At 69.7% G+C, this 13,359-nt stretch carries 12 protein-coding genes and 3 pseudogenes; 3 read left to right on the plus strand and 12 right to left on the minus strand.

From position 1 onward, the window contains the following. Nucleotides 1-6: 6 nt before the first annotated feature. Nucleotides 7-3,136, minus strand: a pseudogene (locus AB0G56_RS31915) (Tn3 family transposase). Nucleotides 3,137-3,235: 99 nt separating this feature from the next. Here AB0G56_RS31915 and AB0G56_RS31920 point away from each other — a divergent pair. Beyond that, the gene (locus AB0G56_RS31920) at nt 3,236-3,637 is read left to right on the plus strand and encodes a helix-turn-helix domain-containing protein (RefSeq protein ID WP_360976459.1); all 402 of its coding nucleotides are present in this window, start codon (nt 3,236-3,238) and stop codon (nt 3,635-3,637) included. 174 nt (nt 3,638-3,811) lie between these two features. Here AB0G56_RS31920 and AB0G56_RS31925 read toward each other — a convergent pair whose 3' ends face one another. The 9 genes from AB0G56_RS31925 to AB0G56_RS31965 all read right to left on the minus strand — a co-directional run bounded on the left by AB0G56_RS31925 (nt 3,812) and on the right by AB0G56_RS31965 (nt 10,065). Beyond that, on the minus strand, nt 3,812-5,017 hold the full coding sequence (locus AB0G56_RS31925) for a cytochrome P450 (RefSeq protein WP_360976276.1): 1,206 nt from the start codon (nt 5,015-5,017) through the stop codon (nt 3,812-3,814). Next, nucleotides 5,017-5,268, minus strand: a complete 252-nt coding sequence (locus AB0G56_RS31930; protein ID WP_360976279.1) for a hypothetical protein — start codon at nt 5,266-5,268, stop codon at nt 5,017-5,019. The genes AB0G56_RS31925 and AB0G56_RS31930 overlap by 1 nt, the downstream gene beginning before the upstream one ends. A 146-nt stretch (nt 5,269-5,414) precedes the next feature. Next, nucleotides 5,415-6,161: a hypothetical protein gene (locus AB0G56_RS31935; protein WP_360976282.1), complete on the minus strand. Its 747-nt coding sequence runs from the start codon at nt 6,159-6,161 to the stop codon at nt 5,415-5,417. Nucleotides 6,162-7,527: 1,366 nt separating this feature from the next. Then, nucleotides 7,528-8,106 (minus strand): hypothetical protein, encoded by a 579-nt coding sequence (locus AB0G56_RS31940; protein WP_360976285.1) that lies wholly within the window; start codon nt 8,104-8,106, stop codon nt 7,528-7,530. Beyond that, nucleotides 8,103-8,639, minus strand: a complete 537-nt coding sequence (locus AB0G56_RS31945; RefSeq protein WP_360976288.1) for a DUF6286 domain-containing protein — start codon at nt 8,637-8,639, stop codon at nt 8,103-8,105. Before AB0G56_RS31945 ends, AB0G56_RS31940 begins: the two co-directional genes overlap by 4 nt. Further along, complete coding sequence (locus tag AB0G56_RS31950) at nt 8,636-8,971, minus strand: hypothetical protein (RefSeq protein ID WP_360976290.1); 336 nt, start codon at nt 8,969-8,971, stop codon at nt 8,636-8,638. Before AB0G56_RS31950 ends, AB0G56_RS31945 begins: the two co-directional genes overlap by 4 nt. Before the next feature lie 77 nt (nt 8,972-9,048). Then, a complete protein-coding gene (locus AB0G56_RS31955) occupies nt 9,049-9,252 on the minus strand; it encodes a hypothetical protein (protein ID WP_360976292.1) in 204 nt (67 codons plus the stop codon). Nucleotides 9,253-9,304: 52 nt separating this feature from the next. Beyond that, nucleotides 9,305-9,646 carry a hypothetical protein gene (locus AB0G56_RS31960; protein WP_360976294.1) on the minus strand — a complete coding sequence of 114 codons (342 nt, stop codon included), beginning with the start codon at nt 9,644-9,646 and terminating at the stop codon, nt 9,305-9,307. Then, the gene (locus AB0G56_RS31965) at nt 9,643-10,065 is read right to left on the minus strand and encodes an Asp23/Gls24 family envelope stress response protein (protein ID WP_360976296.1); all 423 of its coding nucleotides are present in this window, start codon (nt 10,063-10,065) and stop codon (nt 9,643-9,645) included. The genes AB0G56_RS31960 and AB0G56_RS31965 overlap by 4 nt, the downstream gene beginning before the upstream one ends. A gap of 356 nt (nt 10,066-10,421) precedes the next feature. Here AB0G56_RS31965 and AB0G56_RS31970 point away from each other — a divergent pair, with 356 nt between their 5' ends. After that, nucleotides 10,422-10,622, plus strand: coding sequence for a hypothetical protein (locus AB0G56_RS31970; protein WP_360976298.1), 201 nt, complete (start codon nt 10,422-10,424; stop codon nt 10,620-10,622). Between the two features lie 864 nt (nt 10,623-11,486). After that, nucleotides 11,487-12,707, plus strand: coding sequence for an FG-GAP-like repeat-containing protein (locus AB0G56_RS31975; protein ID WP_360976300.1), 1,221 nt, complete (start codon nt 11,487-11,489; stop codon nt 12,705-12,707). A gap of 62 nt (nt 12,708-12,769) precedes the next feature. Here AB0G56_RS31975 and AB0G56_RS31980 read toward each other — a convergent pair. Further along, nucleotides 12,770-13,179 (minus strand): annotated as a pseudogene (locus AB0G56_RS31980) (transposase); the annotation flags it as partial. Next, a pseudogene (locus AB0G56_RS31985) lies at nt 13,169-13,273 on the minus strand (leucine zipper domain-containing protein); the annotation flags it as partial. The pseudogenes AB0G56_RS31980 and AB0G56_RS31985, both read right to left, overlap by 11 nt. Nucleotides 13,274-13,359 lie beyond the last annotated feature (86 nt).

Genomic DNA, 13,359 nt, shown 5'->3' on the forward strand with positions numbered 1-13,359 from the left:
GGGCCGTCACTCCTCCCCGCCGCCGTCGTCATCGAGGTCGGGCGCGTCCGGAGCGCGCAACGGCCGCAGCAACCCGGCGGCTGGGGTGGAGGAGGTGAAGCTGTAGCGGCCCAGGCAGTTCAGATTCCGGTGTTCAGCGGGGACAGCCGCGCGACGTCCTCGTCCCTGATCTCAAGGCCCTCGGCGGGGAGTTGGGCGACAGCGGCGTCGATGTAGCCTGTCGTCCACAGGACGACTGCGTTCAAAACGAGCCCCGGCGAGCCCAACTGGTCTTCCATCCCGTCCCTGTATGCCTGGTGGATGGTGCCCTTCTTGCCGTGGCAGATGTCGCGGGCGAGCCTCTGGCGGGACTCCTGCACGGTGAGCTGCTTGTGCATCTGGCGCCGGTAGGTGTCGTCGACCGGGTCGACGACGGCGAGCAGGTGCAGGGTCTTGGCGATCCGTCCGTACTCGGCGAATGCCTGCCCCAGCGGCGTGGGATGGCCCTCGCGGCCGAACATCCGCAGCAGGTCGTAGGCGCGGACCTGGTTGGTGACCAGGAAGCCGGCCACCCGCAGCATGCCCGGTCAGTGTGTGATCACCTTCTTCACGTTCACCTTGTTCCGCGCGATTGCCTCCAGCGGCCCGTACCCGCCTGCCGTCTCGGTGCCGGGCCTCTGGGCCTTCCAGAACCGCTGGTCTTCCATGTCCTTGAACCGCGGGGAGAAGCGGTAGCCCAGCAGCTTGAAGATGCCGAAGACCATGTCGGAGTAAGAGGCGTTGTCCGTGGCGACCATCTCCGGCTTCACCCCACCGTCCAGGTTCAGCAGCGCGTCCAGGATGAACAGGGAGTCGCGCGGGGTGCCGGGCACCACCATCTGCCCGATGCCGATCACCTGGTCATTGATCGCGTTCAGCCAGGTGATCCGGTCTTCTTCGCGAAGTACTTGGGGTTCGGCGCGGCGTTGATGGTCGGACGGGGACGACGAAGCGCAGGCCGTCGACGGAGGCGAGCAGCCCCTTGCCCCAGTGCTGGACGATCGGCACCCGGGCCTGGGCCCCGATCAGCGCGGCGTTCGCCGCGGCGATGGTGTCCGCTCGCAGGTAGTACTGGTCGACGTGGACCAGCCGGGAACGGGTGAGTGCCTCGATGTTCGGGTTGATGACCGGGGTCATGCCGATGTTGCACGCCTCGCTCACCAGCAGGGCGACGACCGAGGTGGCCAGGTCCTTCATGCGGGTCCTGCCGTCGCCCAGGTGCACGAAGGCGTCCAGGAACCCGGTCCAGGCATGCACCTCGAACAGCAGGTCCGGCAGGTCGATCTTCGGGAGCATCTTCTCGACCCGCTTGCGCAGCCAGTTCAGCGACTTCGGCTCACCCAGCGCGTGAAGCTTCTCCACGTTCAGCTTCGCCCGCCCGTTCGGCTGCACCTCGATGCTGATCTTCGCATCCGTGCCGGCCTCGTGAAGCCGCTCGGCCATCTGCCTCCACGTCGCGTCCAGCACGGCGATCAGCTCCCCAAGGTGCTGCTCGGTGTCCTCGTCCAGGCTCAGACCCGCCAGGACGTCCTCACGCACCGCCTCCCAGCCCTTGCCCTGAAGCAGCCGGGCACGCGGGTCGGACCAGCGGTGCGAGGGAGAGGCGAAGACGTCACGGCGCTTGAGCGCGCGGAACAACTGCTCCAGCACGCACACCACATAGGCGTCACGGTCCACCGCCCCCTGAGGCAGCTCGGCGTTCGCGTACACCGCCTTGCGCCAGTGCGCCGGCACCAGCTTGTCGTCGACCTCGCGCGGCAGCAGCGGCTTCTCGCCCACCTTCCGCCGCGCCAGCGCCGGGAGCCGCTGCACCCCGGTGAGAATCCGTCTGCCGCCGCATCCAACGCCTTCGACTCGCCCAGCAGCGACAGGAACGTGCGCACGGTGTTGTAGCGCAGCGCCAGCGCCCCGCGCAGCGCACTCTCCGCGGTGTCCTCGTCCTCCGGCACCAGGCTCACCACCGTGGCCCCCGCGCTGGAGAGCACGGCCCGGGGCGCGATCTCTTCCAGCGCCCGCCACAGAGCAGCCGTATCCACATCGCAGCCGGTCTCATCGATCAGCTCCAGCTCCTCGATGACCACCTTCGAGATCCGGGCCGTGATCCGGGCCGCCCTCTCCAGCTGCGGCAGCGTCGACAGACGCTCCTTGTCCGTGGACCGCTTCGCGGTGCTGATCAGCCGCGTCGCCATCAGGATCTCGAACAGGTCCAGCGCATCATCGACCGCCTTCGCCTCCAGGTGCCGCATCACCGCGGTGAGCATCGCCGTCCGCTTGGGCTCCGGGGTCCGCTCCAGCTTCGGCGCCTTGGTGCCCAGCCCGTACCGGGCCAGCGCGGACAGCCGGTTCGGCGGAACCCGCTCCAGCCTCACCCGCCCCAGCTGGAAGGCGGCGATGTCCTCCACCCGCTGCAACGCGCCCTTCGTCGCGGTGCCGGTGGACCGCGTCGGCGGCCGGCGCATCCGTTCCAGCTCCGAATACCGCCCGCCCTCCGGTGTCTTCAACGTGGCCACCAGGTCGCCGGGCAGCGCAGGGTCCGCTCGCCGGGCCGCCTTCGCGACTGTGGCATGCAGCCGCTTGTCCGCGACGGCACGGACCTCGGCGACCTGCCGGGCCAGCACACTCACCCCCCCCGTAAGAGCACCCGGTTACGGCGCAGCCAGCCCACCGCGTGATCGAACAACGCCTTCGGCCCCTCGGCATGCGCCGTCCATGCCCGCCCATGCAGGAACGCCCGGAACTTCCGGCCCATCTCGCGGTCCTCGTAGGCGTGATAGCCGTACGCGTCACGTATCTCCCACGCGTGGTCGTACACCGTCTGCCGCCGCTCCGTGTACCGCTTCACACACGACGCGTCCTCGATCCCCAGCTGTTCGGCCAGATGCTCGACCACCGACCACGGCACATCCAAGGGGTCCTCACCCAGAAAAAGCCCCACATACCGCACCGTGCACATCTGAAGGGCGAACCCAAGCTGGTGATGCTTCGTACGCCGCGGCGCGATCAGGTCCCGGTCCACGTCGTCCAGGAAGATGAACCGCTCCAGCTCGGGCCTCGTCGGCTCCTCGGAGAACTTCCCGTATGCCTCGGCCTGCTCATCGGCCAGAAATTCGACTGGCATGCAGCGGACGTAACCACCCGCCACCAACCATCGCGGTTCTTTCACCGAACACCCGTCGCACGCGGGCGGCCTGTGCTGAATGATCAGCCCTCGGCGTTCATGATCAATTTCACCGATACTGGCTGTTCCGCTGGTCCCCGCGGCCGAAGGTCGTGGCCCAAGCGCAGGAGATCGTGCGGGACCAACCGCGCTCGTAGAGGAGTCCGGACGACGCGAGGGGCGGTCCGCTCACCATCCAGTGGTGAGCGGACCGCCCCCTTAGATGTATCCGCCGCCGTGGAAGAACAGCACGGCCGGGCCGGGCGCGGCGCCCTCCTTGACGTACCAGCGCATCGGATCAGGCTGCAGGCCGTGGCTCGTTTCGAGGGCGGGGTGACGAACAAGGAGATCACCGCCGCGTTGCGGGTGAGCGAGCGGTCGGTGCAGCGGTGGCGCCGGGCCCGGGGCTTCCACCTTGATCGTGGACACCGGTCGTCATGCAGCGATGGCCAGCGTAGTTGATCTCTGTTCGAAGGCGACCGGCGTGAGGTAGCCGAGAAACCTGCCATGACCGACCTCATGGTCCACTGTCTCACCGACGCGGCCACCATCTCCTGGCGCAACCCGGCACCACCGGCCAAACAGCAGTTTCCTGAAGGGAACACGGGGAGAAAGCGACCTCTCCGCAGGTGTCTCCTACCAGGTCACCGGTAGCTCCAGCGGAAACCGTCTGATCGTCTTCGTGTCCCACCGGACCTCTTCGGGCGGCACGGCGAGCCGTAGCCCGGGGAATCGCTCCAGGAGCCGTCCGGCGGCTACTTCGAGTTCAGCCATGGCCAGTGGCATGGCGATGCACCTGTGCCCTCCCCAGCCGAATGTCATGTGTGGGCTGCTCGGGCGGTCCAGGTCGATGATGTGGGGGTTCGGGTAGCGTTCGGGGTCACGGTTGGCGGTCAGATAGGAGACGTGGACGTAGTCGCCGGCCCGGACCCGGACGCCGTCCAGTTCCAGGTCCTCGAGCGCGATCCGGGGGATGCCCACCCCTTTGCGGAACGGGATGTGGCGGAGCATCTCGTGCAGGACGTCGGCGAGGGTCTCGGGTTGGCGCCTGAGGTGTCGCAGCAGTTCGGGACGTGTCAGGAGCAGGTACACGATGTTGCTGATCTGGCACGTCGCCGTGTCCTGGCCACTGAGCGCCAGCATCAAGGCCGTTACCGCGAGTTCCTTGTCGTCGAGCTGTTCCTCACCGTCCCGTGCTGCGGCCATCGTGCTGATGAGGTCCGGGCCGGGCGTGTCTCGGCGTTGGTCGACGAGTTTCGCGAAGTACGCGGTCAGGTCTGCCTTGGCTGTGGCGGCGGCCTCCTTGTTGTCAGCGCCGACGACGAGTAGTTGATGCACGGATTCCTGGATCCGGGGCCATTCCCGGCGTTCGACGCCGAGGAGGTCCAGGATGGTGTGGTGGGGAAGCGCGTCGGCGAGGTGAGAGACCAGATCCGCCGGTGGGCCGTGTTCCTCCATCCGGTCGAGCAGGCGGTCCGCGAGTCGCGTGATCCGGTGTCGCATGCCTTCGACGTGCTGCGGGGTGAACGCCTGGGAGGCGAGGTGGCGGACGCGGCTGCTGTGCGGCGGATCCATGACGTTGATCGACTCGGGGGAGACGATGGGCTCCGGTGTCATCCGGGGGTAGTCGTGGCCGATGATGCCGGCCCGGCTGAGCCGGAGGTCGGTGGTCACCTGTCTGACGGCGTCGAACCCGGTGACGAGCCATGCATCGGCGTCGCCGTAGGGGAGCCGGATCCGTGTGGGGGAGCCGCGACGCATCAGGTGCGCGAGCGCGGGGTCGAACTCGAGGGCTTCGCTGAAGTCGAACAGGCAGGTGACGGTCTCGTGGTCCGCGGTCATCAGTCGGCTCCTCCGGGCATGGGTACGACGTTGGTGGTGTCCATGGCCTGGCGCAGGCTCCGGGCGAGTTGCACGGCATCGCCGACGGCCCAGTGGACAGATGTGGTGGCGCCCACCCGACGTGCGTCCGCCGAATCCGCCGGCTGGGTCATCACCGGCTGCGCCAGCATGCCCTCCCGCGTTTCTGCGGGCCGGGCGTCGGCGTTGGTCCGGGCCCCGGTGAAGACGCGCGCTGAAGCCGCAGATGCCACGTCGCAGGGGGCCTCCACGAAGCCGTGACGGTCACCTGTCGCTCCAGGGGGCAGTTCAGTCATGGGCAATGGGCAATGGGCAATGGGCAATGGGCCTGGGGTGGCCCGGGCTCGCAGCTCAACGGGTGCTGGAGCGGCATTGCCCCTTACCAGGGCGCCTTCGGCCGCGGCGGCAGGGCGCCGCGGGCGGCGAACAAGCCGGTGTTCTGGATGCTCTGGTCGGCACCGGGGCCGGTTGCTGCCGCAGCGGTGGGCACCTTGCCGACATGCCCGGCCTTCAGGTGTCCGTAAAAGGCTGGGGAGGAGGCCGTCGGCGGCAGGCTCGACGCCGGCTCGCTCCTCCGCCTGGTGACGATCTCGGGCGTGGTGGCGGGATCCAAGCCGTGGACGACGATGACCGCGATCCTCTTACGGATCGACTGCAGCGTCGCTGCATCGAGCGTCATGGTGCGGTGATGGGCGAAGCTGGGAGCGATCTTGGTGTTGGTGCCCGCCGCCGGGCGCGCGACACCGCCGACCGGCAGGGGGGTGGTCCGGATCGCCCCGTAGGAGGGCTTACCGTCGGCCGTCCTGATCACGCCGTCGTGGTTGGCGTCGGCCTTGGCGGTCGGGCACGCACCCGTCGCGCCGCCGTGGAGGTGCTGCACGTGCGGGTAGGGCGCGTTCATGAACGTGGTCGCGACACCGGATACGCGCTCTTCGACGGTGGCCTGGTTGCCCCTCAGCAACAGAGTCAGGGAGCCGGAGTCCTGGTGCCGGCCGTTGAGGGGGACCGGTTGCAGGACGGCCCGGTCCGTGGTCGAACCCCCGTGGGAGTACTCACTTGCCATGATGGGGGAGGCCACGGCGCCGAGTATCGCGAGCGGAATGAGGACCGGTATCGCCTTCTTCATCGCTTTCCCGTTCTGACGGTGGGAGCCCGCCATGCACAGCGTTGTCCACGGCGAGGGAAGGTGTGGGGCCTTGCGCCAGTGAGTCTTCGGTTCCCCCGCAGAGATGACACCCCGACCGTGCCGTGGTACGGCACGGCGGCTGCGCTCGTACCAGGAGGCCGCATCAGCCACTCTTCCCAGCCGATACCGCTGTTCCGCCGCCTTGCCGCGCGGTCCTCTACCGAGTCGGCCCGCAAAGCGGCCATTGGAGTGAGGGGAGTCTCCAACTGCCGGCGGCGGCACCTGAACCGACCGGAGACCGGACAACGGGCTGTCTCCACCCCTTGGCGCCGGCGCACCCGGCATCCGCGGTGGAACTTGCGGGTCCAGAGTGCCCAGCTGCTTGTGTGCGCGGTTACGTCCGGAGAAGTGGTGTATGAGCTTCCGCCTGACCCGGGCGTTTGCCCGCGTATCGGAGTGAGTGCCCGGAGATCAGAGCGGCCAGGCCACCGTTCCGCCGCGCCCCGTCGCCTGGCGCGCGCCTACGAGCGCACCGCCACGGCCGCGGAGGCGATGACCTACTGGTCGATGACCGCGCTCATGACCCGCCGCCTGGCCACACGGCGCTGAACCGGCCGCCTGGCTCCTTGACCAGCCGGCCCCGCTCGGCCACCCGCCGGGCCTTGGCTCGCACCCGCCCCACCCTGGCGGCCGACGCCTCCCAACCCGGCCGGGCGGCGATCTTTCGGCAGTTCAGTGGCCCCGTCCCCTCCGGCACCGCCACCTCCAGGGCGCCGATGATGCGCTGGTGGTCCTGGGCTAGGACGGCCGGCTGAAGGCCCGGCCGCCGATCGGGCACGATCGTGCCCGATCGGCGGCCGCGGTCCCGGTCCCACGCCCCCCGCTATCCGGCGACGGACCGTCCGCCGCACGGGCCTCGGCCGGCGCCGCCGCGAACTCCTCCCACGCGATCACCGCGCGCTCGCAGGCCCGCTCGGCCGCGGCGCGCGCGACCGCAGCGCGCTCTGCCTCCTCGCGGCGGTCTCCAGACGCTGAGGCGAGGACAGCTCCCGCTCCTCCGACAGCCCCATGGCCGACGGCATCCAGCCCTCCGACGGTACGGTGACACGGCACCTGCATCCCTGCCGCCCACTCGCCTACAACATGCCTGAGCTGCGAAACAAAGCCATCACGCGCGGATTGACAACGGCTTCTCACTGCTCCGGATCCGCTCACTCAAAAGATCTCAGGAGATCGCCGAACCTGCCGCTTTGGGCGGCCACCACCCGACGGTCGAGTTCGGCCTGCTTCCCCGACGCCTGCTGGTGAGACCCCGTCGATGCCGGCCAAGCCCCGACCCTGGGACGGCGGCGTACGGCAGGACGGCTCATCCGATGCGGCCGCGCACGGGGCGGGAGGTGACGTCCAAGCGGATCCGGGCGCGCAGGTCTTCCTGGTCGAGGACGCGTCGCAGGACGGCCACGGCCTCCCGTTCGATCCTGGCGCGGATCGGGCGCGGATCGGCATCGGCGGCGAGGACGACGCGCAGGTCCAGGCGTGGGTAGCGGGAGCTGTGGGTGAGCCGAGCGTGTGCCTGGTGGACGCCCCGGTACGAGTGCACTTCGTCCTCCAGCGCGTCGGTGACCGCGGCAGCGCTCAGCCGGGTTGCACCCCGGCTGCGGTCGGCCTCCAGAGCGAGGCTCCGCACCCCCGCCCGCCGTAGCTGAGCCAGGGCCCAGAGCAGGCCGGCGATGGTCACCAGGGCGGCGGCGGCGCCGACCGCGGGCCACACCCAGCCCGAGGCCGCCGCGTAGTGACGTTCGCCGGGGACGAGCAGCGCCGCATCCGGGCCGGCCGCGCCGAAGAACCCGGCGCCTCGCAGCAGGGCCAGCACTCCGCCGGCCAGCAGCACCAGGCCCACCAGAGCCAGCGCGATCCGGTTGATGCGGTGGGGAGGACGGTTCATGGACGTCTCCCGGTGGTGCGCACTTTAACGGTCACCCGGTACTCGCGGGCGGTGCACAGCGCCTCCAGCCGCTCGCCGACCGCCGCGCTGACCAGGTCGTGCAGTTGCTCGACGTCGCGCCGCGGTGTGGTGGCCTTGACCTTGACCCGGCGGCGGCCGATCCGTGTGCGTTGTGCGTCGACGCCGTCGATCTGCCCGACGGCGTCGGCCACGCTGCGGCACAGGCCGCGCCGGGTGAGGACGACGCGGGTCTGTTCGTCCGCGCTGAGCAGCGGGACCAGGCGGCGTCGGCCGCGGGAGGCTGCCGTGCGCAGCAGGAGCAGGCCCGAAAGGGCGATCGCGGCCGCCACCGCCATGACCGCGGGTTCGCCCCAGCGACTGTCCGCGAGGTGCGTGGCCAGAGCCTGCTGCGGCCAGACCACCGTGATACGGCTGACCGCCACCGCGATCACGTCGATGAGCACGCTCATGCCGGCGGCGGCCAGCACCAGGGCGGTCAGCGCGCACAGGATCCGGTGCCCGACCCCGCTCATCGCACCCTCCGCGCCGGCCGGGGCGGAGGCGGCAGCCGTGCGATGTCGATGTCGACGTGGTCCACGTGCAGCCCGGTCAGCTGTTCCACCCGGTCGATGACATCGTCGCGCAGCCGCCGGGTCGTGGCGCGAGCCGAGGCCGCCCACACGAGGGAGACGGTGATGGCCAAGCCGGTGACCTGGCCGTCGACCCAGGCCGTCACTCGCGCCGGACGGTCCATGCCGCGGCGTCCGAAGGGCATCTCCAGCACCCGGGGCACATCGCCGCCGAGCCGTTCGGACTCCTGCACCACCCGGGCGGCGATCTTTTCCACCACCCGTTCGGCGATCACGGTGCGGCCCGGCCCGCCTCCTGGATCAAACGCCTGATCCTGTGGCGCGTCGGTGTCGACGCCATCGCGGGGGCCGTTCACACCCGCGTCCGGGAGCGGTGGGTACCGGCGCGGTAGGCGTCGCGGGACGCCCGCAGGTCGAATCCTCCCTCGAAGACCCAGCCGACAAGCAGTCCGGCCAGCCCCACGACCAGGACCACGACGAAGGCGACGATGCCACCGAAGACACCGGCGAAGCCCAGAGCCACGCCAAAACCCAGGCCGAGAGCGGTAGGAGTCACAGCACACCTCACAGCAGACGGGCGGAAGTAGACAGGAAGCGTTCGGCGGCCCTCATCCGCCGGGAGGCAGATCGCCGAGGTCCAGGTCCTCGATGACCACGTCCACCACCGCTCCCGGGGCGACGGCGGCCACGGCGTCGCGCACCTGCGCGCCGATCTCCGCCATCGCATGGCCGTAGCGGCCGACCACGTGCACGCGCACGACTTCTCCCGCGACCTGTACCCCCGCCACGCGCCGCCCCGGCAGACAGGCGGCGGCGGCACCGAACGGGCCCGCGGACAGCCGGCTGACCGCCGGACAGCCGCCCGCGGCTGCCGCGATCACATCAGGGTCCCGCTCGGGTACCAGCGCGGCTTTCGCCGCACTGAGGCAGGAGAACTCGGACTGGCTCATTGCACGCGCGTGACCGGACTTGCGTCCGCGTCCTCGTCCGCGTCCCCGGCCACGCGGAGATCGTCCACCGCGATGTTCACCTCGACGACCTGCAGACCGGTCATGCCTTCGATCGCCTGGATGATGTTACGGCGGACCGCGGCCGCCAACTCCGCGATCGACACGCCGTACACGCAGACGATGTCCACGTCCACCGCGGCTTGCGTCTCGCCGACCTCCACCGACACACCCTGGGTGACGCTCGGCCCCCGCGAGCCCGGGATGCGCTCGCGTACCGCGCCGATCGCCCGCGTCCCGCCGGTGCCGAGGTCGTACACCCCCGCCACCTCACGGGCGGCGATCCCGGCGATCTTCTGCACCACCACGTCCGCGATCGTGGTGCGCCCCCGCTCCGTCACCAGGCTCTTGGGCCCGGTCATGGAAGAGGGCGGGTTCCCGGAGGTCCCGCTGCCTGCCCCGGATTCTGCGGACATTGCACTCATCAGCTGGCACCTTTCGATATGATTGCGTGCCTTTCATCTGTTATTCACTATTGTGAGACATACCACAAGTCCTCACGTCTGCTCGGATGGCATTCCAGTACCACGGTGGCCGGCTCCCTGACCGCGACAGGCCCGCGTCTGCCGCGCGGCCCCCGCTACTGCGGACGTGGGGGCAGGACATCGCTCCGATGTACGTCTACGGGATCATCCCCACCTTGCCCCCCACCTCCGGGACATCGGAGCCTCGGGGAGCGGGGAAGAAGCTAGAGCGGGAGGGAGACAGGAGGACAACTGTGACCGTCCTCGCCATCTTTCTCTTCATCATCGGCACACTGCTGGTCCTCGCCGGGGCACTACTGATCCTCATCGGGACGTTTCTGATCACCCTGGGTGCGGCCCTGATCCTCATGGGGATGACCCTGATCGCTGTGGGTGTGTTCCTGCTGATCCGGAGACTCCTCAGACGTGAGCGGACGCAATCGCACTCGTGGTGAATCTGGGCGGCCCCGTCAACACAGCCACCAGATCACCTGCAGCGGCGTTCCGCGGCTGCCCGCCAGGTAACCGATCAGCACCCTGAACTGCTGCCTACGTGGTTCACCACCGAGGCGCCCATCCGACGACCCGGACGGCGGCAGACCCATCGCGAGCACCGTATGAGCAGCAAGGATTGATCTCGTGTCCCAGTCCCGGAGAAGGTCGAAGACCGGGACGCTGATCCCGACGGGGCGGGCGTTGCGGATCAGCGCCCGGAGGGCCGCTGGGACGGCGGCGTTGCCCGTCCGGTCCGGAACCGCCGTGGGCATGATGGACCTGGTGCACTGCTCGCACCGTGCACCCTGGCAGCCCTGCTCGCCGCCCGCGCGCGCAGCACCTGAGCCGAACCGCCGGACCATGCGCTGGAAGGGCTGCCCCGCAGGCTTTCGATATCACCTCCGACGGTCGGCTCACCGTCGGCAGCCGCTGAAAAAGTCCGACCGAGTTCCACCGTTCGCTACACAGCCCCACGTGACCCTGCGGCGCCTGTTCGACCTATTCCGTGAGGCGATCGCCCGCTGCTGCCACGCTGCGCCGAGGCCACCGTCGCTCCTCAGCCCTGGATCCGCTGGGACGGGACCGTCCCGACAGGTGCCGAGTCGGGTGTGGGTCTTCGTGGCTGCGGGTTGCTCCGCCGGATCCATGAGGTGTCCGTCGACAAGCCGGGTTCCCGGACCGATCGTCCCCGTGCTACTGGTGTGCCGGCCTGCGGCTGCTGTCCGGGGCACTCCGCCGGCGCATCGCGTCCCTCCCCATGAAGGAATACCCCCACCGGTAAAGGCGGGGTAAAGTACGAGCGCACAGCCAAGGGAGGGATGCATATGGGAAACCGTTTTGCCCGGGGGGCGGCGGCGCTCGCCGGTCTCGTGCTCGCCGGCACCGGTGTGGCCGCCGTGAACGCCACTTCGGCAGCGGCCAGTTCGTACGACTGCCCGACGGGCTACTGGTGCGGCTGGTCGGGCCAGAGCGCGACCGGGACGATGTACAAGACGAACAAGAGCGTCGCGGATCTCGGCAGTTGGGACAACAAAATCCATTCGTACGTCAACCGTACGAAGTCCATCGCCTGCCTCTACGACGACAAGAACTACAGCCCCTGGGGCGGCTACTTCCCCGCGGACCCCAATGGCGCCGGCGAGTACTCCTCGTCCCCCACCGCGACGATCAGCTCGGTCAAGTTCGCCCGCACCGAGCGCGAATGCTCTCAGCAGGCCTACCCGAGCTGGTCCGCCGAGGCGTCCCCCGAGACGCCCGGTTTCGGTGACATGAACGGCGATCGCAGGACCGACGTGATCGCCCGCGACGAGGCCGGCCGGCTGTGGCTGGCCTCGGGAACCGGCACCGGCAAGCTGATCGGCACGGGCGGCTGGAACGCCATGAACGCCCTGACCCGGCACGGAGACTTCAGCCGGGACGGCCGCGAGGACCTCATCGCCCGCGAGACATCCACCGGCAAGCTGTGGCTCTACCCCGGCACCTCCACCGGGTCCCTGGGCGCCCGCAAGCTGATCGGCACGGGCGGCTGGAACGGCATGCGCGAGATCACCGCCGTCGGTGACCTGACCGGCGACGGCCGCGCCGACCTGATCGCCGCCGAGAAGTCCACCGGCAAGCTGTATCTGTACCCGGGCACCTCCACCGGCGCCCTCGGCTCACGCAAGCTGATCGGCACCGGCGGCTGGAACGGCGTGAACGCGCTGACCGGAGTGGGCGACATGAACGGCGACGGCCGCCCCGACCTCTACGCCCGTGAGGCCTCCACCGGCAAGCTGTGGCTCTACCCGGGCCGCGCCTCGGCCCTCGGCGGACGCGTCCTGGTCGGCAACGGCGGCTGGAACGCGATGGCGAACCTCATCGCGGTCGGCGACTTCTCCGGCGACGGCCGACCCGACCTGGCCGCCGTCACCAACGACAAGTACGTCATCGACGGCGGCTCCGGAAACCTCGGCTGGCTGGTCACCTACCAGGGCCGCGGCAACGGCCTCCTGGCGGGCGGCGAGCGCACCAACGGCGAGTGGTGGGGCCTGAACGGATTTTGCTAGCCCGCCCCACACCCACAGCGTTCGGAGGGTACGGGCCCTCCGGGCGCAGGGCGCGGCGGGACCGGCGCGGCGTCGTGCGATTGGACGGCCGCATCCGAGCGGATGGCGACGACATAGCCGATGCCCCGGCCGTCGAGGCGTCGCGGGAGTCGGCGTTCTGCCCGTAGCCGGCGTCGGCCACCGGCACCGGCGGGACCATGCCCCACCCGACCAGCTCATCGATGCTGTCCAAGGTCAGGCGCCACTTCTCCCGGTGCCCGATCTCCTGCGGCATCCCGGTCCTGCGCCGCCACCCCGGATCGTCGGCCCACTCCCGGGAGACGGACAACCGCCACTGCAGCGGGCAGGACGCGGTGCCGGAGACCGCGTGCACACTGACCGCGACCTGGCAGACGGCCCGCTTGCCCAGCGCCCCGCAGCACTGGCGCGCGCATCCCACCGACACCTTCCCGCCCTTCGGCCCGGAAGCGTTCCGCGGCCCGGTGAAGAGGCCAGTCGGCTTCGACCACGCAGCGTGCCAGGTGCAGCCGTCCGGTCTCGGTCAGGGGTGCATTACCGTGGTCCACGAGGGCCTTTCGTTGCTCGGTGCAGATGTCGCAATCCGCACCGAGCAACGAAAGGCCCTCACCTGTTCAAGATCCCCCAGCGGGGA

It is taken from the genome of Streptomyces sp. NPDC021356, from assembly GCF_040641015.1.
In the GTDB taxonomy this organism is placed as follows: domain Bacteria; phylum Actinomycetota; class Actinomycetes; order Streptomycetales; family Streptomycetaceae; genus Streptomyces.